The sequence below is a fragment of the Modestobacter italicus genome, assembly GCF_000306785.1.
GTDB lineage: Bacteria > Actinomycetota > Actinomycetes > Mycobacteriales > Geodermatophilaceae > Modestobacter > Modestobacter italicus.
The window spans coordinates 3,050,759-3,070,975 of the sequence record NC_017955.1 but is presented as its reverse complement, the minus strand read 5'-3'; the positions used below and the strand labels follow the sequence as shown (position 1 = coordinate 3,070,975).

Sequence of the window (20,217 nt, the reverse complement as noted above, 5' to 3'; positions counted from 1 at the left end):
GTCCGGCGCCCGTCCGGGTCCGGTCGTTCGTGCAGGTCGGGTCAGTGGCCGGGTTCGAGGCAGGGGTCGATCCGGGAGTCAGCACTCGATGACGTTGACGGCCAGGCCGCCGCGCGAGGTCTCCTTGTACTTGACCTTCATGTCCGCACCGGTCTCGCGCATCGTCTTGATCGCCTTGTCCAGGCTGACCTTGTGGCTGCCGTTGCCGGACAGGGCGAGCCGGGCAGCGTTGATCGCCTTGACGCTGGCGATCGCGTTCCGCTCGATGCACGGGATCTGCACCAGGCCGCCGACCGGGTCGCAGGTGAGGCCCAGGTTGTGCTCGATGCCGACCTCGGCGGCGTTCTCGGCCTGCTCCGGGGTGCCGCCGAGCACCTCGCACAGGGCGCCGGCCGCCATCGAGCAGGCCGAGCCGACCTCGCCCTGGCAGCCGACTTCGGCTCCGGAGATGGACGCGTTCTCCTTGAACAGGATCCCGATCGCGGCGGCGGTGAGCAGGAACCGGACGATGCCGTCGTCGTCGGCACCGGGGACGAACCGTGCGTAGTAGTGCAGCACCGCAGGCACGATGCCGGCGGCGCCGTTGGTGGGCGCGGTGACGATCCGGCCGCCGGAGGCGTTCTCCTCGTTGACCGCGAGGGCGTACAGGTCGACCCAGTCGATCACGTGCAGCGGGTCGGCGACGTTGCCCTGGCTGAGCTCTTGGAAGAGCCCGGGGGCCCGCCGCGGCACCTTCAACCCGCCGGGGAGCACGCCCTCGCGCCGGCAACCTCGGTCCACGCAGGCCTGCATGACCGACCACAGGTGCAGCATCCCGGCGCGGATCTCGGCCACGCTGCGCCACACCTGCTCGTTGACCAGCATCACGTCGCTGATCGACATGCCCTCTCGGCGGCAGTGCTCGAGCAGCTGCCCACCGGTGGTGAAGGCCAACGGCAGCGGGGTGTCGTCCAGCACGACCCGGTCGGCTCCGCTGGCCGCCTCGTCGACGACGAAGCCGCCACCCACGGAGTAGTAGGTGCGCTCGGCGATCAGCGCGCCGTCGGCGTCGAGCGCGCGGAACACCATGCCGTTGGGGTGGGCGGGCAGGGACCGGCGGCGGTGCAGCACCAGGTCCGCGTCGCTGTCGAAGGCAATCGGCTGCTTGCCGGCGAGCAGCAGGCTCCGCTGCTCCCGCACCGCGGCCACCCGGGCGTCGGAGGACTCGGTGTCGACGGTGGCCGGTTCCTCACCCTCCAGGCCGAGCACCACCGCCTTGGCCGAGCCGTGGCCGTGACCGGTCGCGCCGAGGGAGCCGAACAGCTCCGCCTGCACCCGGGCCACCTCCGGCAGCCGGCCGGCCGAGGCAAGGCCGTCGACGAACGTCTTGGCTGCGCGCATCGGCCCCACCGTGTGCGAGGAGGAGGGGCCGATGCCGACCGAGTAGAGGTCGAATGCGGACAGCGCCATCACGGCACCTGCGCACTGGCGAACTCGGTGGTCGCGTCGAGCAGCCAGCGGGCCACGTAGTTGGCGAAGGACGCCCGGGGCAGCACCCGGTAGGTCGTGGCACCGGTCTGCCAGAGCAGCACCGGGATGCGACCCACTGTGGTGGCCACCGCGGTGCCCGGGGAGAACGACCGCGGGTGCAGGTCGACCGGGCACCCCTTCTCCAGGGTGTGCCGGGCTGCGGGACCGTTGAGCTCCAGCGTGGTCCGGTTGGCCGACACGTCGACCACCGAGCCGTGGTCCTCCGCCAGTGAGCTGCGCAGCTCGGCGACCAGCGCATCGGGATCGGCCTGGGAGATCACGAGCCACTCGTCCGGGCCGAGCCACAGCACGCTGTGCCCGCCGGCCGACGCGACCTGGCCGCAGGCGGAGGGGAGCTCGACCCGCAGCTGCCGGCCGAGCCGGCCGAAGGCGGCCGAGCCGGGGTCGACCCGGACGCTCACCATGGTGAGGAATGGCACCTCGGTCAGCGTCACTCCGCGCTCGCCAGGAACGCGCGCCGTCCGGAAGCGGTCGTGCAGGTTCTCCAACGGGCTGCGACGCAGCGTGGTCAGGTCAGCCATCTCGCTTGGTTCCCTCCGGGTCGTAGAGCACGGGTTCGGCCACCGTCACGGGGACCAGGGTGTCGCCGACCGGAGCGATCAGGGTCTGCCCGATCCGGTTCCTGCCGTCGGCGATCAGCGCCAGCGCGAACGGCCGGCCCAGGGCCTGGCTGTCGTAGCTCGAGGTGACGTGGCCCAGCATCGGGACCGGTCCCTCGGCTGCGGTGAGCGGCACGTCGGGCGCGATCACCTGCGTTCCCTCCGGAAGTCGGGTCGTCGCGTCGGCCGGCAGGAGCCCAACCATGTGCTTGCGGTCGGTGCGGGCGGCGTCCGGTCGGGTGAAGGACCGCTTGCCGACGAAGTCCTTCTGCTTGGAGACGATCCACGCCATGCCGGCGTCCTGGGGGGTGACGGTCCCGTCGGTGTCCTGCCCGACGATCGGGTAGCCCTTCTCCGCCCGCAGCACGTGCATGGTCTCGGTGCCGTACGGCGTGATGCCCAGGTCCGCGCCCGCGGCGTACACCTGCTCCCACACCGCCAGGCCGTACCACCCGGCCACGTTCACCTCGTAGGCCAGCTCACCGGAGAAGGAGATCCGGCAGATCCGGGCCGGGACGCCGGAGGCGAGGGTGGTCTCCCGGAAGGTCATGAACGGGAAGGCCTCGTTGGACACGTCCAGGTCCGGGGCGAGCCGGGCGATCACCTGCCGTGACTGCGGCCCGACCACCGCGACCGTCGTCCACTGCTCGGTCACCGAGGTGCAGAAGACCTCCAGCTCCGGCCACTCGGTCTGCAGCCACTCCTCGAGCCAGTCGAGAACGCGGGCGGCACCGCCGGTGGTGGTGGTCATGAAGTACCGGTCGTCGGCGAGGCGGAGGGTCACCCCGTCGTCGAAGATCATGCCGTCCGGCTTGCACATCACCCCGTACCGGGCGGAACCGACCGGGAGCTTCTTGAAGGCGTTGGTGTAGATCCGGTTGAGGAACTCCCCGGCATCGCGTCCCCAGATCTCGATCTTGCCCAGCGTCGTTGCGTCCATCATCGCCACGCCGGTGCGCGCCGCCCGGCACTCCCGGGCGACCGCGGCGTCCATGTCCTCGCCCTCCTCGGGGAAGTACCAGGGCCTCATCCACTGGCCGACGATCTCGAAGGCCGCCCCGTGTGCCACGTGCCACGGGTGGACTGGAGTGGTGCGCTCGGGGTCGAAGAGCTCCCCCCGCTCCCGGCCGGCCAGGGCGGCGAATGCCACCGGCGTGTAGGGCGCCCGGTAGGTCGTCGTCCCGATCTCGCCGACGTCGGCGTTCCCGAGGGCGGCGGCGATCACGCCGATCGCGTTGACCCCGGAGGTCTTGCCCTGGTCGTTGGCGGTGCCGATCGAGGTGTACCGCTTGACGTGCTCGACACTGCGCATGCCGGCGCCGGTCGCCCGCCACACGTCGGCGACCGTCTGGTCGCGCTGCAGGTCCACCAGGTGCTCGTCCCACTCCGCCGGGTCGCCGCTGCGGCCCGGGACGACCCACAGCGGGTGCACGGGGCCGGCGGACGACGAGCCGACGCCGACCGGGGCGTCCATCTCGACGGAGAACCCGGTGGCGACCGCAGCCGTGATCCCGGCGGCGGTTCCCTCCGTCAGGCAGTCGGCGAGGGAGAAGGTGCCCCGCGCCGAACCCACCACCTGCTGGTCGGGCACCGCGCCGACCGGCACGAACGCCGAGAGGGCCTCGTCCCAGCGGAGCCCGCCCCGGCGCTGGCTGTGCAGGTGCACCACCGGGCTCCATCCGCCCGAGACCGCGAGCAGGTCGGCGTCCAGCTGCTCGACCTCCCCGGCAAGCAGGCCGTCGGCATCCAGGGCGCTGATCAGGACGCCGGTGACCCGGGAGGTGCCGAGGGTCTCCACCACGGCGCTGCCGGGGACGACGCGGACGCCGGCCGCGGCGAGCTCGCCGGCCCGGGCCGAGAGCTCCGGCCGCGCGTCGACGACCGCGGCCACGTCGATGCCTGCGGCGAGCAGGTCGGCCGCGGTGTCGTAGGCGCTGTCATTGGTGGTGGCCACGACCACCCGCGACCCGGCGGCGACCGCGTACCGGTTGAGGTAGCTGCGCACCGCGGCGGCGAGCATCACCCCGGGGCGGTCGTTGCCGGCGAACACCAGCGGTCGCTCGTGCGCGCCGGTGGCCAGCACGACCTGCCGGGCGCGGACGTGCCAGACCCGTTGCCGGGAGACGCCCTCCGCGGCCGGGCCGGGCAGATGGTCGGTGCGGTGCTGCACGGCGAGCACGTAGTTGTCGTCGTAGCTGCCGAAGGCGGTGGTGCGGGGCAGCACGACGACCTCGGGTGCCGACGCCAGCTCCGCGGAGACGTGCGCCACCCAGTCGGTCGCGGGCAGCCCGTCGACGGTCTCCCGGCTGCCCGACAGCAGGGAGCCACCGAGCTCGGGCTGCTCGTCGAGGAGGATGACGCGCGCGCCGGAGCGGGCCGCCGCGGACGCGGCCGCGAGTCCGGCCGGCCCGGCGCCGACCACGAGGACGTCGGTGTGGAGGTACTTCTTGTCATAGACGGCCTCGTCCGGTGTCGGGTCGAGCCGACCCACCCCGGAGAGGGTCTGCGCGATCAGCCCCGCCACCAGCGACACGGTGGTGGCGGGCAGCATCGACTCCGCGCAGTCGCCGGCCACCCGCAGCAAGGCGTTCGGCTCCTCCACGCCGGCGGCCACGATGCCGCGCGGCCGGCCGCGGTAGATGGACGGGGCCACCTCGAGCCGGCCGTTGGCCAGCAACGCCGAGGCGACGGTGTCGCCGGGATGGCCGGTCAGGTGGACGCCGTCCACGGTGACGTGCAGCTCGGTGTCGCGGTCGATCCGGCCGCCGGTGGGCAGCCGGGAGGTCTGGGTGGTCACAGCGATGTCTCCGGGGAGGTGGTCGCCAGGGCGACAGCGGGGCGCGGGTCGGTGGGTTTGTAGACCGCCAGCACCTGGTAGGTGAGCGTGTCCCGCACGGCGTTGAACCAGCGGCGGCAGCCGATGCTGTGCACCCAGCGCTCGGCGAAGGGGCCCTGGGGGTTGTCCCGGAAGAACAGGTACTCCGCCCATTCCGCATCGGTCAGGTCCGCCGGCGTGCCGGGGTGGGCCACGTGGGCCTGGCCTCCGTAGGAGAACTCGGTCTCGTCCCGGGGTCCGCACCAGGGACAGGTCAGCAGCAGCATGCTGGGCTCCTCTCGGGCAGCCGGTTCAGTGGGCCACGGCGGCGGCGCCGTGCTCGTCGATCAGGGCGCCGGTGGTGAACCGCTCCAGCGCGAAGGGCGCGTTGAGCGGGTGCGGCTGCCCGGTGGCCATCGTGTGCGCCATCGTCCAACCGGCCGAGGGGGTGGCCTTGAAGCCGCCGGTACCCCAGCCGCAGTTGACGTACAGGTTCTCCACCGGCGTCGCGCCGATGATCGGCGAGGCGTCCGGGGAGACGTCGACGATCCCGCCCCAGGTCCGCAGCACGTGCGCCCGGGCGAAGATCGGGAACAGCTCCACCGCGGCGGCCATCTGGTTCTCGATGACGTGGAAGGAGCCGCGCTGCCCGTAGCCGTTGTAGGAGTCGACCCCGGCGCCCATCACCAGCTCGCCCTTGTGCGCCTGGGAGACGTAGACGTGCACGTGGTTGGACATGACGACGGTGGGGTGCACCGGTTCGTGCAGTTCCGAGACGAGGGCCTGCAGCGGGTGCGACTGCACCGGCAGCCGGAACCCGGCCTTCTCGGCGAGCACGCTGCTGTGCCCCGCGGCGGCGAGACCGACGACCCCGGCGGCGATCCGGCCGCGGGTGGTCTCCACGCCGACCACGCGGTCGCCGTCCTTCACGAAGTCGGTGACCTCGCAGTGCTGGATGACGTCGACGCCCAGGGCGTCGCAGGCCCGCGCGAAGGCCCAGGCCACGTGGTCGTGCTTGGCGATGCCGGCCCGCGGCTGGAACGTGCCCCCGAGCACGGGGTACCGGACGTCGGGGGAGACGTTGACGATCGGGCAGACCTTGGCGACCTCGTCGGTGTCCAGCCACTCGGCGTCGACGCCGTTGAGCTTGTTGGCATTGACCCGCCGGGAGGCCTCCCGGACGTCCTGCAGCGTGTGCGCCAGGTTCAGCACCCCGCGCTGGCTGAAGAGGAAGTCGTAGTCCAGTTCTGCGGGCAGCTGCTCCCACAGCTTCAGGGCGAACTCGTAGATGCCGGCGCTCTCGTCCCACAGGTAGTTCGAGCGGATGATCGTGGTGTTGCGGGCCATGTTGCCGCCGGCGAGCCACCCCTTCTCCAGCACCGCGATGTTGGTGATCCCGTGGTTCTTGGCCAGGTAGTAGGCGGTGGCGAGTCCGTGACCGCCGCCGCCGACGATGACCGCGTCGTAGGAGGGCTTGGGCTCCGGGTTGCGCCAGAGCCAGCTCGGGTGCTCGGGCAGTGGCTGAGTGGTCACACCGAGGCCCCGTTCAGGTGCGGGTACAGCGGGAACTTCGCGGCCAGGGCCGCCACGCGATCGCGCAGTTCGACTGCCACGTCGTCGGTGAGCTCGTCCGTCAGCGCGGTGGCGATGATGTCGGCGACCTCGCGGAACTCCGTGGTGCCGAAGCCCCGGGTGGCCAGCGCCGGTGTGCCGATGCGCAGGCCGGAGGAGACCATCGGCGGCCGCGGGTCGAAGGGGACCGCGTTGCGGTTGACGGTGATCCCGATCCGGTGCAGCCGGTCCTCGGCCTGCTGACCGTCGAGCGTGGAGTTGCGCAGGTCGACGAGGACGAGGTGGACCTGGGTCCCGCCGGTCAGGACGGAGATGCCGGCGTCACGGACGTCGTCGGCCAGCAGTCGGTCGGCGAGCACCCGGGCACCGTCGAGGGTGCGCTGCTGGCGTTCCCGGAACTCCTCCGTCGCGGCGACCTTGAAGGCGACGGCCTTGGCGGCGATGACGTGTTCCAGGGGCCCACCCTGCTGCCCCGGGAAGACAGCGCTGTTGATCTTCTTGGCCAACTCCGCCTTGCTCAGGATCACCCCACCACGGGGACCGCCGAGGGTCTTGTGCGTGGTCGTGGTGACGACGTCGGCGTAGGGCACGGGACTGGGGTGCAGGCCGGCGGCGACGAGGCCGGCGAAGTGCGCCATGTCGACCATCAGGTAGGCGCCGACCAGGTCGGCGGTCCGGCGGAACTCGGCGAAGTCCAGTTGCCGGGAGTAGGCCGACCAGCCGGCGACGATCATCTTGGGACGGTGCTGCCGGGCGAGCCGCTCGACCTCCTCCATGTCGACGCACAGGTCCGATTCGCGCACGTGGTAGGCGACGACGTCGTAGAGCTTGCCCGAGTAGTTGAGCCGCATGCCGTGGGTGAGGTGACCGCCGTGCGCCAGGTCCAGGCCGAGGATGGTGTCGCCCGGGTCGAGCAGCGCGAACATCGCCGCCGCGTTGGCCTGGGCGCCCGAGTGTGGCTGGACGTTGGCCGCCTCCGCGCCGAAGAGCGCCTTCACCCGGTCGATCGCCAGCTGCTCGACGACGTCCACGTGCTCGCAGCCGCCGTAGTAGCGGCGGCCCGGATACCCCTCGGCGTACTTGTTGGTGAGCACCGAGCCCTGGGCTTGCATCACCGCTGACGGAGCGAAGTTCTCCGACGCGATCATCTCCAGCGTCGATTGCTGGCGGTGCAGCTCGGCGGTGACGGCGGTGTGCACGTCGGGATCGAGCTCGCTGAGCTCGAGGTCAAGGATGTCGGTCACAGCCGGTCCTCCTTCTTAGAAGATGCGCAACACGGTTGCTTCTGCTGCAACATAGATGCGATCCATGTCACCGTCAAGGCATTCCCGCATGACTCAGGCGTGTCGTCTTAGAAGCTCAAAGGACGCCCACTGACTGGGGTCGCACACCGGGATTCGATCCTTGACAGTGGTGAGTCTCACTCATATGTTGCGCAACAGCGTTGCGCGATGAGCAACTGTGGCACCAGCGTGCTCGGTGTCGACCCCTCATCGACGTCGCCGTCCCGGAGGTCGGAAGCCCTCCTCGACGCCATGCACGACCGTGGCTGCCCACCCCATGAACGAGGAGAACCCCATGTCCGTCGCCGAGCTCGAACGCCTGAAGCTGATCCGCAACGGTGAGAAGGCCCAGCTGACCTTCTCCGACGAGGAAATGGAGCGCCGGCTCTCGTCGCTGCGCAAGATCATGGCCGAGGAGGGCGTCGAGGTGACCCTGCTCACCTCGTACCACAACGTGAAGTACTACTCGGACTTCCTCTACACGTCCTTCGGCCGGCCGTACGCCTACGTCGTCACCCAGGACGACCAGTTCACCGTCTCGGCCAACATCGACGCAGGCATGCCCTGGCGCCGCACCTTCGGGGACAACGTCGTCTACACCGACTGGCACCGGGACAACTACATCTGGGTGATCCGGGAGAGCCTGCGCAGCCGCGGCGTGAACCCCGGCCGGATCGGGGTGGAGGACGACAGCCTGCCGCTGGAGCAGCGGCAGAAGTTCGCCGCCGCCTTCCCCGACGCCGTGCTGTCCGACATCTCCAAGGCCGCGATGCGCCAGCGGATGGTGAAGTCGGCCGAGGAGATCGAGGTCATCACGCACGGCGCGCGGATCGGCGACCTCGGTGGCGAGGCCATCCGCGAGGCCATCACCGAGGGCGTGCCGGAGTTCGAGGTCGCCCTGGCCGGCACGAACGCCATGGTGCGCGAGATCGCCCGGACCTTCCCGCACAGCGAGATCCGGGACACCTGGGTGTGGTTCCAGTCCGGCATCAACACCGACGGTGCGCACAACTGGCCGACCACCCGCCAGGTGCAGCGCGGCGACATCCTCAGCCTCAACTGCTTCCCGATGACCTCGGGCTACTACACCGCCCTCGAGCGGACCCTCTTCTACGGGGAGCCCGACAAGCGCTCGCTGGAGCTGTGGGAGATCAACGTGGCCGTGCACCGGGCCGGCCTGGAGCTGATCAAGCCAGGCGCCCGCTGCTCGGACATCGCGCACACGCTCAACGAGATCTACATCGGCCACGGCCTGCTGCCGAACCGGACCTTCGGGTACGGGCACTCCTTCGGCGTGCTGAGCCACTACTACGGCCGGGAGGCCGGCCTTGAGCTGCGCGAGGACATCGACACCGTTCTGGAGCCGGGGATGGTCGTCTCCATGGAGCCGATGATCATGGTCCCGGAGGGGCAGCCCGGCGCCGGCGGCTACCGGGAGCACGACATCCTCGTCGTGACCGACGGCGGGGCCGAGAACATCACCCACTTCCCCTTCGGTCCCGAGCACAACATCCTCGGCGCCTGACCGCCGCTGGACGGCGATGCCATGCCGCGGGCCCGGCCCGCGGCATGGCATCGTCGCGTCCGCGACCCACTACGAGAGGAGCACGATGACGGCCAGCGGTGGCCCCGACGTCCCCGACGACACCGCGGAGAACGGCGAGGCGCGCGGCATCTCGGTGCTGCGGAACGGCATCGCCGTCCTGCGTTCCTTCGGCGTCGACGAGCCGCTGCTCGGGGTCTCCGAGATCGCCACCCGGGTCGGTCTGCACAAGAGCACGGTGTCCCGGATCCTGGCGACGCTGGAGTCCGAGGACCTGGTGGAGCGCGACCCGTCCACCCGGCGCTTCCGGCTCGGCCTCGGCGTGATCGCCATGGCTGGTCCGCTCCTCGCCGACCTTGACGTCCGGCGGGTGGCCTATCCGCTGCTGCACCAGCTCAGCCGGCAGACCGGCGAGACCGTGGCGCTCATGTTGTGGGACGGCGGGGAGGCCGTGTGCGTCGAGCAGGTGCCGAGCCTGCACCAGGTCAAGCACACGACGCCGCTGGGGACGCGCTACAACACCGCCGCCAGCTCCTCGGTGCAGGTCTTCCTCGCCCGGATGGAGCCCTTCGCCGTCCGCAGCCTGCTGCTGAAGGGTACGATCGACCTGCCCGGGCTCACCGAGGCCACGCTCGACGCCTACCTGGTCAGGCTGCAGGACGTCGCGAACCGGGGGCACGCGACCAACTACGGCGAGACCTCTCTGGAAGAGGTCGGTGTGGCTGCCCCCGTGTTCGACCACCGGGGGGAACCGGTGGCCGCGCTGTTGCTGTCCGCGCCGCGGTTCCGCGTGTCCACCGACCAGCTGGGCCTGCTGAAGGAGGCGGTCACCGGCGCCGCCGTGGCCATCACCTCGCGACTGGGCGGAGGCTGAGCCCGGGCCCGTTCAGGAGGCGTGCTCGCCGGCCAGCTGCCCGAGGCCGTGCCGCAGCCGCAGCGCCAGGTGCAGGGGGAGCGCCCGGGGCGTGCCGGTCGGGTCCCCGCCCAGCAGGCCGAAGGCCCGCTCCAGGCGCCCGTATAGCGACTGCCGCTGCAGGTGCAGCAGCGCTGCGGCGGCGGTCTTGTTGCACCCGGAGTCCAGGTAGGTCTCCAGGGTGTGCATGAGCAGTTCGGCGTCGTTGGGACGCAGGGCCAGCAGCATCGACAACTGACCCCGGACGAACCGTGCCCGCGCGGTCGGTGAGGCGTCGCCGTCCAGCAGTGTCTCCATGACGAGGGTCGCCGCGTCCACGACCGAGCCCGGACCGTAGGCGGTCCGCTGCCGCAGTGCCGCCACCGCCAACCCCATGGACGTCGACACCGCGGCCAGGTCGGCGACCACCGGTCCCACCCCGACGACCACGCCGTCCAGCTCCCGGGCCCACTCGACCAGTCCGGCCACCAGCTCGGCCCGGTGGGTACCGGCCCGCCTCCGGTCGGTCAGCGAGAGCACGACGCTCACCTCCGTGTCCGAGGTGTCCATCGCGGTGCGTCCGTGCGGGCGCAGCAGCCCGTCCAGCCCCGGCAGGCCCGCTCCGGGGACGGCGGTCAGGACCGTGAGACCCACGACCGGGTCGGCGGGGGAGAGCCCGACGACCTGCGCCAGGTGGGCGAGCCGGGCGCGGTCCTGCGTCGCCCGCCCGGCGAGACGGGCGAGCTCGCTGGCGGCCAGGTCGCGGGTGGACGGGCCCTGCGACCGCAGCAGCGCCAGCCCCAGCGCCTCCGCGGCCCGCTCGGTCACGACGCCCAGCAGGTCGAGATCGGTGTCGGCGCGCGGGTGGAACACCAGGGTCGCGGCGTGCGCACCCCGGACGGTGATCCGCGAGGTCACCCCGTGGTGCGGTCCGGTCCGCAGCCCTTCGGGTGCGTGGGCCGCGAGCACTTCGCTGAGCAGCTCGCCGGAGCTGTCGAACAGTGCCGCGGTCAGGCTGGTGCGCTGCACCAGGGTCTCCAGCAGCCCCGTCACGTCCCCTCCGTCGGCGAGGACGGCCGACAGCTCGTGCGCCAGCTGCCCGCCGTGCCGGAGCCGGGTCACCGAGGCGTCGACCAACTCGGCGTTGACCGCCTCCGCGACGTCGACGAAGGGGATCTGACGGCGCAGCTGGATCACCGGGAAGCCCAGGACGTCGGCCTGGCTCACCACCGCGGGGGGCACCGCCGGCAGGCGCGGACCGGTCTCGATCGCCACAGCCGTGACGTGCCGGTCGGCGAGTTCGGTGATGTAGCGCCGCTGGTCCGCAGCGGACGCGCCGGCGAGCACCGCCCCGCCGGTCAGCAGGAGCTCCCCGCCGCGCAGCAGGGACGCGATCTCCAGCACCTCGCTCGAGTGCACCCAGCGCACCCGGCGCTGCAGGCCAGCGGTGCCGGTGAGGAGTCGTGGCTGGCCAGGACGGAGGCTGGGGTGACGCAGCGCACCGCCGAGCGTCAACCGCATGACGAATTGTCAGGAACTTGGCAGCCCACGGACGACACTCTGCGTCTTGTCGGCAGTGAATCGCAACACCCACCATGTGACGACCCCGCTCTGCCCCGTCAACCGGAGGCCGCCATGTCCGCCCCGAACCAATCACCGCCGTCCTCGATCCACGACGTGGAGGACCAGCTCCAACCGATTCCCGAGGGCTCGCGCACCAGCAAGGTCTCCGGTCAGTTCTGGATCTGGTGCGGCGCCAACATCGCCCCGATCAACTGGGTGCTGGGTGCGCTCGGCGTCAACCTCGGCCTGGGCCTGCGCGACACGCTGATCGTCCTGGTCGTCGGCAACCTGATCGGCATGGGCGTCTTCGGGCTGTTCGTCCTGATGGGGCAGGCGACCGGCGTCACCGGGATGGTCCTCGGCCGCGGCGCGTTCGGCCGGCGCGGCAACTACCTGCCCTCGGCCATCCAGGCCGTGCTGGTCATCGGCTGGTGCGCGGTGAACACCTGGATCGTGCTGGACCTGGTCATGGCGCTGTTCGGGAAGCTGGGCATCGTCGACCCGGCGGCGGACAACTACGCGGCGAAGATCGCGGTCGCCCTCTTCATCATGGTCATCCAGGTGGTCATCTCCTGGCTCGGCTACCGCGCCATCGCCGCCTTCGAGCGCTGGACCGTCCCGCCGACGATCGCCGTCCTCGTGCTCATGTCGGTGTTCGCCTGGTTCTTCCTGGACATCGACTGGTCCTACGCCGGCCCGTCCGGCGCGGTGCTGACCGGCGGTGCCCGGCTGGCGGCGATGACCGCGATCATGACCGCGATCGGCATCGGCTGGGGGATCACCTGGTTCACCTACGCCGCCGACTACTCGCGCTTCGTCAGCGTCCGGATGCCCCGGCGCAGGTTGTACCTGGCCAGCACCCTCGGCCAGTTCATCCCGGTCGTGTGGCTCGGCGTGCTCGGCGCGACCCTGGCGACCAAGAACGGCGACGTCGACCCCGGCCAGCTGGTCGTGCAGAACTTCGGGGCGCTCGCGATCCCGGTCCTGCTGCTGGTGCTGCACGGTCCGATCGCGACGAACATCCTCAACCTCTACACCTTCTCGGTAGCGGCCCAGGCGCTCGACGTCAAGGTCTCCCGTCGCACGCTGAGCGTCCTCGTCGGCGGCCTGACCATGGTCGTCGTCGTCTTCTTCATCTTCGCGGGCGACTTCGCGTCGGTGCTGGACACCTGGCTGGTCGGCCTGGTGGCCTGGATCGCCTCGTGGGGCGGGATCATGCTCGTGCACTACTACCGGATCGAGCGTGGCCGCGTGCAGGTCGACCGGCTGTTCGACCCCGTGGGCACCCGTCGACTGCCCGACGTCAACTGGGCCGGCTACGTGGCCTTCTTCACCGGCATCTTCGCCACCTGGTTGTTCATGTACGGGCTGATCCCGATCTTCCAGGGGCCCATCGCCGTGGCCATGGGCGGCGTCGACCTGAGCTGGCTGGCCGGCGGGGTCACCAGCGCTGCGGTGTACGCCGTGCTGGGCCCGATCGTGGCGGCGAAGTACGACGCCGTGGCCCCGCACCGGATCCCGGCGCCCCGGTCCGCTGGCGCAGCCCCCACCACCAGCTCCGCCGAGGCGCCCGAGGTGGTGGCATGACCGCCACCTGGCCGGACGGCCGTCGCGCCGCGGCGGCGTTCACCTTCGACGTGGACGCGGAGTCCTGCGTGCTCGCGCACGACCCGGCGGCGTCGTCCCGGATGTCGCTGATGACCCACCAGGCCTACGGGCCCCGGGTCGGCGTCCCCCGGTTGCTGCGGTTGCTGGAACGGCAGCAGGTGCGAGCCACCTTCTTCGTGCCCGGGTTCACCGCCGACACCTACCCCGGCATGGTGCGGCAGATCATCGACGGCGGGCACGAGGTCGCCCACCACGGCTACCTCCACGAACCGATGCAGGGCATCTCCGCCGAGGCCGAGGCAGAGTACATCGACCGCGGGCTCGAGGCCCTGGACCGGCTGGGCGTCCGTCCCACCGGCTACCGAGCGCCGTGGTGGGAGATGAACTGGCACTCCGCGGACCTGCTCATCGAGCGGGGGTTCACCTACGATTCGAGCCTGCTCGACGGCGACGTCCCGTACCGGTTCTCCGGTGCGAGCGGGCGGGGCAGCCTGGTGGAGATCCCGGTCGACTGGACGCTGGACGACTGGGAGCAGTACGCGTTCTACCCCGGCTGGACCGGTAGCGGCGTGATCGAGAGCCCGGCGAAGGTGCACGAGATGTGGCTGCTGGAGGCACAGGCACACCACGCGGAGGGCGGGTGCTTCGTGCTCACGAACCACCCGTTCATCTCCGGCCGGCCGTCGAAGGCCGCGGCCCTCGAGCGGCTCATCGAGGACGTGCGGGCGCTGGACGGGATGTGGGTCGCCACGCTGGGCGAGATCGCCGAGCACGCGGCACGGACCGTGCAGGAGGTGCGGCAGATCCGGCGGGTGGAGTGCCCCGAGGGCTACTTCGACCGCACCGGCGCACGGCCGGCACCGGCACACTGAGACACCCCGCTGCGGCGGAGGCACACGGCTCGAGGCCGCAGGCTGCGGTCGATCCGGTGGTGCTGGCCGCGATGATCGTGGTGCGGCTGCAGACGGTGGTATCACGGGAGGTGGCGCCCGGGGAGACGGCGGTCCTCACGGTGGGCAGTATCCAGGCGGGCACCAAGAGCAACGTGATCCCCGACCAGGCGGTGCTGCAGCTCAACGTCCGCACCTACACCGAGGCGACCCGCACCCTCGTCCTCGACGCGATCCGCCGGATCGTCCGCGCCGAGTGTGAGGCGTCGGGGTGTGCCAAGGAGCCGGATTTCGAGCTGTTCGACCGGTTCCCGCTGACCGACAACGACGGCGCGGCCACCGAGCGGGTGGCCTCGGCGTTCACCGGCTTCTTCGGCGACCGCGCCACGCCGGTGGGGCAGCAGTCGGCCAGTGAGGACTTCAGCGACATCGCCACCTCGCTGGGCGCGCCGTACACCTACTGGTTCATCGGGGGCATCGACCCCGACAGCTATGACCGGGCGCTGCAGGCTGGGCGGGTCGCGCAGGACGTCCCGGTCAACCACTCCGCCACCTTCGCGCCGGTTGTCCAGCCGACCCTGGACACCGGCCGAAGCCCAGGCCGACCGCCTTGGTGGCGCCGGTGACGGCGAACAGGGCCAGCCCCACGGCGTCCAGCACGTTGATCGGCCTGTTGAGCCGTTCCAGGTGACGGCCGAGGAGGAAGGCGATCAGGCCGCCGGCGGCGGCCACCGCGTAGTAACGCCAGTCGGCGAACGTGGCCGGGGGCAGGCTGTCCAGCAAGACGTCGCGGATGGTCCCGCCCCCGACCGCGGTGATCATCCCCAGGGTGACGACACCGACGATGTCCAGCCGCGTCGCGCGCAGCGCAGTCAGTGCTCCGTTGAGCGCGAAGGCGAAAGTGCCGAGAAGGTCGAGGAACAGCAGCACCGTGCCCCCGGCGATCACGGGACCCATCCTTCCTGCACCGTCCCGCGCGGTGAGCGGGAGCCCCGCGAATGGGTCATTCCGGATCTGTCGCCGCCGTCGATCGAGGTGCGGCGGGCTGGCCGGGAGCGGCGTCGGACGCGGCACCGCTGATCAGCGGGATCGCCCAGCGGGTGGCGGGGTCGATGTCGATCAGCAGGGCCTTGGCGAGCAGGCCAACGGGATCGGCCTGCACGCCATCGACCTGGCAGACCAGCGGCCGAGACGAGCAGTAGGAGGAACTGGTCGACAGGACGGGCAATGTCGCGAACTCGATCGGCGACAACGAGATGCGCGACCTCGGGTGAGACGGTACTGCCGGGGCTGGTGGACGCCGTCGGGCATCAGCACCTTGACGGTCACGTACTGGCCGGGCATCGAGGTCTTGACCAGCCGATCATCGACCCGCTTGACCCGGAAGGGGACGACGTCCCCGGTCTCCTGGACCTCCCACCACCACCCGAGCCTGAATCGCACCAGCGAGACCGCCAGGACAGGCCTTGGTCAGTCGGTGAGCTGTAGCGGCGCTGGCTCACCGACGCCCAGGTCCGTCGCCGCACCGGCGGTCGGGGCCGACGTCCTGCGGGCGGAAGTAGACCGTCGAAGCGGTCACGTCCCTGCCGTAGGCCTGGGCCATGACGCCGGGGTCGGCGAGCGCGGCGGGGCGGGCGTCGCCGGATCGGATCTGGAACCGGATGACCCGGGTGAACTGGCAGTCCGCGCCGACGGACTCGATGCTGAACTCGGTCGGTGGGCGGCGGGTCCCGCGTGCGATGTTGTCCAGCCCGCCGGCACCGGTGGAGCCCTCGACGAGGTCCAGTTCGGTGCCGTCCTGGATCTCGTCGCTGGCGTTCTGCTGGTGGGTGTGCCCCGCGTCGGTCTGCCGGATCTGGCCGGGCAGCAGCTCCCGCAGGCGTTCCAAGGCCACCGGCTCGTGGGCGAGAAAGACGTCGTAGCGCGGAACGGAGGCCGCTGCGCCGCCGTCGAGGTGCCCGACGTCGGCTGTCTCCATCGCCTGGTCGACCGCGGAGCGTTGCAGCTCATCGACCACGTCGAGGTCGTCCGAGCCGTACTCGCCCGGGGCGCCGTAAACTCGCGGGTCGGCGATGCCGGCGATCCTCAGTCCGTAGGCCTGCACCTCGCTCGCACTGACCTCGTACCCGTCGTCGGTCGCGTTGCTGTCCCCGAGCACGGTGACCCCGGGGACGGTGCGCATCACGTCCTCCACGGCAGGGGAGTCGTGGTTGCCCGACACCCACAGCATGGGTGTGGTGTCGGTCAGCGCGCGCATCGCGTCGAGGTAGGTCGGCGTGAGCTCCGGCGGTGTGCCGAACTCCGCCTCGTCACCGGTGTTCAGAATCAGGTCGACGCCGTAGCTGGCCGCATAGGCGGCCACCAGCGGGTAGTTGGCCTCCAGGTGCATGTCGGAGATGGTCATGATCTGCAATGCCGTGTCAGCGAGCCGATCGGCGTCGATCTGTCGCTGCAGCTCTGCTTGGATCCCGACCACCGAGCCGAGCACGTCGGTGACCTTGTTCGACTGGGTGTAGTAGTCCGACAACTGTCCGGGCAGCAGCTGGGCCGCCGCCAGGGTGCCGGTGAGCCGAGACTGACGCACCCAGTCCGGGTTGTAGCTCAGCGCGCCGTACCCGGCGACGGCGAGGGTGACGACCAGGGCCGCGCCCAGCTGAACCGCGCGCAGCCGCAGCTCGTGCGCCCGGCGCGGCGCGTCCCGGAGGTAGCGCACCGACATGTTGATCGCCGCTGCTGCCGCGAGCCCGGCGAGCACGCCGATCAGGAAGGTGCCCACGATCCAAGCGGCGATGCGCGGCAGCTGGTCGGTGAAGTCGGCCTGCAGCCGCTGCGTGAACCCGGCCAGGTCCCCGCCGGCTGCGCGAGTGATCTCCAGGACGTCGACGTCCACCGGCGCGATGTGCACACCGAAGGGCAGCCCGGACACGTCCGGGAACCGCCAGCTGCCCAGGGTGGTGTCCGCCGACAAGCCCGGACGGGTGAGCAGGCTGCCCTCCACGCGGAACGGGATGTGCTGCACGACGGCGCGATAGGGGAACAGCTGCAGAGCCGCGGCGCCGCCCAGCACCGGCAGGGCGAGCCGCAGCACCCAGCGGAGCAGGAAGGCCACCACGCGGGCGGCACCGCGACGCAGCCGGCGGACTGCGCCGAGCCTGTAACGGTGACTGCCGGTGGACGGCTCGGACCCCGGCTGCCCACCCGCGTCAGGGTTGGATGTCATCGGTGGTCAGTATGGGCAGTCGCCGTCCACATCCGCCTGGTCAGCGACGGCCGCACGCTCGTACCAGACTCCCGACGGCGGTCAGGACTGCAGCGCTCGTACCAGGTCGGCTTCCCGATCCGCGGTGAGGCTCGTCTGCAGCACGGTCGGCGCATAGGACTTGAGCGCCTCGGTCAGCTGCACCGGTGTAGAGCCTCGGGCGAGGACGAAGACCGCGGCCTTGCCGGGCTGGAGTTGCTCTCCGACCTGACGGATCAGGTCATCGTCGATCCCGATGTCGCTGAGAGCACCCGATGCTGCCCCGATCGACCCGCCGGTCAGTCCACCGATCGCCAGCCCTGCCAGCGGATTCATGATGAGCAGGCCGAGCAGTGTGCCCCAGAGCGCACCGCTGGCGGCACCGAAGCCGGCCCCCACCGCAGTCGTGCCGATCGATTGCTGCACACGAACGCGACCTCTCTCGTCCCGCCACACCAGCGCGGCGTCGTCCAGGTCGACCAGCCCTTCTCGATCACGCTTCTGGCCGAGATCGAACACCTCCTCGGCGGCGCGTCGGTTGCTGAACCCCAGGACGACCAGATCTGCCACAGCGCTGCTCCGATGGTGGGTGGACGGGCGGCTGGCTGTCTGGTCAGTGCTCCGCCCGCGAGAGGCGCAAACCCATGCCCGGGCAGCGTCGCCGGGCTGCCCGGCGGAGCCCTTCGATCGTTCTCCCCGCCCCGCCTCGAGCCGGCAGGTAGCGCGGGCCGACTCGACTGCGTGCCGACCCGGAGGGCCGCGGTCTCGCGGCGCCTCGAAACTCGAGTGGCCAGCCGCCCGCCGCCCTCGCCCGCACGGCCCTGCCCGAGACGCCTGGCCGCTCGCTGTCCAGTCTGTGAGGCTGGCCCAGTCGGTCGACGGACGGCGGCGGGTGGATCGGGCCAGTGCCCTGACTCGAGGAGACGATGCTGTGACTCTCGGCGCGAGCGCGAACCGCTGGCGGAGAACGGTGGTGCAGCAGGCGGGTGCCGCTGCCCTGCGGCGCGAGCCGCGCTGGGCACGTACTCTCCGGGGCGGCGAGGAGCCGTGGTTGCTGTCCGCGGGGCAGCGGGGCAACGACGCCGCGGGGTTGCCCGTCTGGAGCGAGGGCAACGACGTCCAGGCTCTGGTCGACGGCCGGAGCTACCTGCCGGTCCTCGCCGACGCGCTGGCCGGGGCGACCGCAGGGGACGCCGTCCTGTTCGCCGGTTGGCGCGCCGAGCCCGATGAGTTCCTGGACGACGCTGGGCCACCGGTGGCCGCGGCGCTGGTCGGGGCAGCGACCCGCAGGGCCGTGGTCCGGGGACTGCTGTGGCGCTCGCACTCCGAGGTGCTCGGCTACACCTACCGGGCCAACCGGGACCTCGCCGTGGCGGTGAACGCGGCCGGCGGCCAGGTGCTGCTGGACCACCGGGTCCGTCCGCTGGGCAGCCTCCACCAGAAGTTCGTCGTCCGCACCCGGCTGGGCGCGCCGGACGACGCGAGCACGGACAAGGACGTCGCCTTCCTCGGCGGGATCGACACCGCGCACTCCCGTCGTGACGGCTCCACCCATCCCGGTGACCGGCAGGCCCGCCCGTTCTCCGCGGCCTACGGCCCGACGCCGGCGTGGCACGACGTCCAGCTGCAGCTGCGCGGACCGGTCGTGCGCGACGTGGAGGCGGTGTTCCGGCAGCGCTGGAAAGACCCGGCCCCGCTGACCCGGTGGCCCTGGCAGACGGTCCCGGACCGGCTGGCCGGGCTCCCGCGGACCGCCCGTCCGCTCCCGGCGCCCGCGCCACCGCCAGCGCCGGCCGGTACGTGCACCGTCCAGCTGCTGCGCACCTACCCGCCACGGCGTCCGGCGTACCCGTACGCCCCGGACGGGGAGCGGAGCGTGGCCCGGGCGTACGCGAAGGCGCTGGCCCGGGCCCGGCGTCTCGTGTACGTGGAGGACCAGTACCTGTGGTCCCGCGACGTGGCACGCGTCTTCGCCGCGGCCCTGCGCCGCGCACCGGGGCTCCAGGTGGTCGCCGTCGCACCCCGCTACACCGACAAGGAGGGGCGGGCCGACGTGCTCGCCTCGATGCTGGGGCAGAACTCGGCGTGGCGGGCGGTGCTGGCGGCCGGCGGGGACCGGGTGCACCTGTTCGACTTGGAGAGCCCCGCTGGGCGCCCGGTCTACGTGCACGCCAAGGTCTGCGTCGTCGACGACGTGTGGGCGGCGGTCGGCAGCGCCAACCTCAATCGGCGGTCGTGGACCCACGACTCCGAGCTGACCGCCGCCGTCCTGGACGAGCAGCAGGACGGCCGGGACCCGGTCGACCCGGGCGGACTCGGGGACGGCGCACGGACGTTCGCGCGTGATCTGCGGCTGACCCTGATGCGCGAGCACCTGGACCGCGCCGACGGGGACGACGCCGACCTGCTCGACCCGGACGACGCCGTGCAGGCGATCTGCGGGGCGGCCGAGGAGCTGGATGGCTGGCACGCCGCTGGGGGAGCGGGGCCGCGGCCGAACGGGCGGCTGCGGAGCCATCCCCGCCGGAGCAGCGGCGGGACCCTGCGCCGGTGGCTGGTCACCCCGCTCTACGACCTGGGCTACGACCCGGACGGTCGCCCCTGGCGGATGCGGCTGCGCGGCGGGCACTGACATCGCCGCCACGGGCCACACGTCCTCGGGCACGTGCGCATCCCGACCCCGT

17 protein-coding genes are annotated in these 20,217 nt (G+C 71.5%); 6 read left to right on the top strand and 11 right to left on the bottom strand.

The annotated features are described in order from the left end of the window. Positions 1-78: 78 nt before the first annotated feature. The 6 genes from MODMU_RS14730 to glyA are packed head-to-tail and all read right to left on the bottom strand — an operon-like array spanning position 79 to position 7,760. Positions 79-1,449 carry an L-serine ammonia-lyase gene (locus MODMU_RS14730; RefSeq protein ID WP_014741092.1) on the bottom strand — a complete coding sequence of 457 codons (1,371 nt, stop codon included), beginning with the start codon at positions 1,447-1,449 and terminating at the stop codon, positions 79-81. Then, complete coding sequence (locus tag MODMU_RS14725) at positions 1,449-2,051, bottom strand: sarcosine oxidase subunit gamma (protein WP_014741091.1); 603 nt, start codon at positions 2,049-2,051, stop codon at positions 1,449-1,451. The genes MODMU_RS14730 and MODMU_RS14725 overlap by 1 nt, the downstream gene beginning before the upstream one ends. Beyond that, positions 2,044-4,926 (bottom strand): sarcosine oxidase subunit alpha family protein, encoded by a 2,883-nt coding sequence (locus MODMU_RS14720; protein ID WP_014741090.1) that lies wholly within the window; start codon positions 4,924-4,926, stop codon positions 2,044-2,046. Before MODMU_RS14720 ends, MODMU_RS14725 begins: the two co-directional genes overlap by 8 nt. After that, on the bottom strand, positions 4,923-5,231 hold the full coding sequence (locus tag MODMU_RS14715; RefSeq protein WP_014741089.1) for a sarcosine oxidase subunit delta: 309 nt from the start codon (positions 5,229-5,231) through the stop codon (positions 4,923-4,925). The genes MODMU_RS14720 and MODMU_RS14715 overlap by 4 nt, the downstream gene beginning before the upstream one ends. Positions 5,232-5,256: 25 nt before the next feature. After that, a complete protein-coding gene (locus tag MODMU_RS14710; protein WP_014741088.1) occupies positions 5,257-6,477 on the bottom strand; it encodes a sarcosine oxidase subunit beta family protein in 1,221 nt (406 codons plus the stop codon). Beyond that, a complete protein-coding gene (gene glyA / locus MODMU_RS14705; protein WP_014741087.1) occupies positions 6,474-7,760 on the bottom strand; it encodes a serine hydroxymethyltransferase in 1,287 nt (428 codons plus the stop codon). Before glyA ends, MODMU_RS14710 begins: the two co-directional genes overlap by 4 nt. Positions 7,761-8,094: 334 nt before the next feature. Between glyA and MODMU_RS14700 the strand changes: the two genes are divergently transcribed. Beyond that, the gene (locus tag MODMU_RS14700) at positions 8,095-9,324 is read left to right on the top strand and encodes a M24 family metallopeptidase (RefSeq protein WP_014741086.1); all 1,230 of its coding nucleotides are present in this window, start codon (positions 8,095-8,097) and stop codon (positions 9,322-9,324) included. 85 nt (positions 9,325-9,409) lie between these two features. Next, positions 9,410-10,216, top strand: coding sequence for an IclR family transcriptional regulator (locus tag MODMU_RS14695; RefSeq protein ID WP_014741085.1), 807 nt, complete (start codon positions 9,410-9,412; stop codon positions 10,214-10,216). A 12-nt stretch (positions 10,217-10,228) separates the two neighbouring features. On the opposite strand, the gene MODMU_RS14690 is transcribed toward MODMU_RS14695, so the two are convergent. Continuing rightward, entirely contained in the window at positions 10,229-11,755 is a 1,527-nt protein-coding gene (locus MODMU_RS14690) for a PucR family transcriptional regulator (RefSeq protein ID WP_014741084.1), read from the bottom strand. Between the two features lie 114 nt (positions 11,756-11,869). Here MODMU_RS14690 and MODMU_RS14685 point away from each other — a divergent pair, with 114 nt between their 5' ends. The 3 genes from MODMU_RS14685 to MODMU_RS14675 are packed head-to-tail and all read left to right on the top strand — an operon-like array spanning position 11,870 to position 14,921. Then, positions 11,870-13,384 carry a purine-cytosine permease family protein gene (locus MODMU_RS14685; protein ID WP_014741083.1) on the top strand — a complete coding sequence of 505 codons (1,515 nt, stop codon included), beginning with the start codon at positions 11,870-11,872 and terminating at the stop codon, positions 13,382-13,384. Beyond that, positions 13,381-14,277, top strand: coding sequence for a polysaccharide deacetylase family protein (locus tag MODMU_RS14680; protein ID WP_014741082.1), 897 nt, complete (start codon positions 13,381-13,383; stop codon positions 14,275-14,277). The genes MODMU_RS14685 and MODMU_RS14680 overlap by 4 nt, the downstream gene beginning before the upstream one ends. Then, positions 14,223-14,921 (top strand): peptidase dimerization domain-containing protein, encoded by a 699-nt coding sequence (locus MODMU_RS14675; RefSeq protein ID WP_269454021.1) that lies wholly within the window; start codon positions 14,223-14,225, stop codon positions 14,919-14,921. Before MODMU_RS14680 ends, MODMU_RS14675 begins: the two co-directional genes overlap by 55 nt. Here the strand turns inward: MODMU_RS14675 and MODMU_RS14670 are convergent. From MODMU_RS14670 to MODMU_RS14660, 4 genes are all read right to left on the bottom strand, one after another. Beyond that, complete coding sequence (locus tag MODMU_RS14670; RefSeq protein WP_014741080.1) at positions 14,833-15,243, bottom strand: trimeric intracellular cation channel family protein; 411 nt, start codon at positions 15,241-15,243, stop codon at positions 14,833-14,835. The genes MODMU_RS14675 and MODMU_RS14670 overlap by 89 nt on opposite strands. Positions 15,244-15,298: 55 nt before the next feature. After that, the gene (locus tag MODMU_RS29125) at positions 15,299-15,547 is read right to left on the bottom strand and encodes a hypothetical protein (RefSeq protein ID WP_014741079.1); all 249 of its coding nucleotides are present in this window, start codon (positions 15,545-15,547) and stop codon (positions 15,299-15,301) included. 246 nt (positions 15,548-15,793) lie between these two features. Further along, on the bottom strand, positions 15,794-17,407 hold the full coding sequence (locus MODMU_RS14665; RefSeq protein WP_014741077.1) for a metallophosphoesterase family protein: 1,614 nt from the start codon (positions 17,405-17,407) through the stop codon (positions 15,794-15,796). A 189-nt stretch (positions 17,408-17,596) separates the two neighbouring features. Further along, positions 17,597-18,103 (bottom strand): DUF1269 domain-containing protein, encoded by a 507-nt coding sequence (locus MODMU_RS14660; protein ID WP_014741076.1) that lies wholly within the window; start codon positions 18,101-18,103, stop codon positions 17,597-17,599. Positions 18,104-18,464: 361 nt separating this feature from the next. Between MODMU_RS14660 and MODMU_RS14655 the strand changes: the two genes are divergently transcribed. Continuing rightward, positions 18,465-20,165 carry a phospholipase D family protein gene (locus tag MODMU_RS14655; protein WP_231851636.1) on the top strand — a complete coding sequence of 567 codons (1,701 nt, stop codon included), beginning with the start codon at positions 18,465-18,467 and terminating at the stop codon, positions 20,163-20,165. Positions 20,166-20,217: the final 52 nt, after the last annotated feature.

Coding starts and splice junctions, on each gene's coding strand:
- MODMU_RS14715 (WP_014741089.1), bottom strand. CDS start 5,231: ATGCTGCTGCTGACCTGTCCCTGGTGCGGACCCCGGGACGAGACCGAG.
- MODMU_RS14690 (WP_014741084.1), bottom strand. CDS start 11,755: ATGCGGTTGACGCTCGGCGGTGCGCTGCGTCACCCCAGCCTCCGTCCT.
- MODMU_RS14695 (WP_014741085.1), top strand. CDS start 9,410: ATGACGGCCAGCGGTGGCCCCGACGTCCCCGACGACACCGCGGAGAAC.
- MODMU_RS14700 (WP_014741086.1), top strand. CDS start 8,095: ATGTCCGTCGCCGAGCTCGAACGCCTGAAGCTGATCCGCAACGGTGAG.
- MODMU_RS14725 (WP_014741091.1), bottom strand. CDS start 2,051: ATGGCTGACCTGACCACGCTGCGTCGCAGCCCGTTGGAGAACCTGCAC.
- MODMU_RS14730 (WP_014741092.1), bottom strand. CDS start 1,449: ATGGCGCTGTCCGCATTCGACCTCTACTCGGTCGGCATCGGCCCCTCC.
- MODMU_RS14685 (WP_014741083.1), top strand. CDS start 11,870: ATGTCCGCCCCGAACCAATCACCGCCGTCCTCGATCCACGACGTGGAG.
- MODMU_RS14680 (WP_014741082.1), top strand. CDS start 13,381: ATGACCGCCACCTGGCCGGACGGCCGTCGCGCCGCGGCGGCGTTCACC.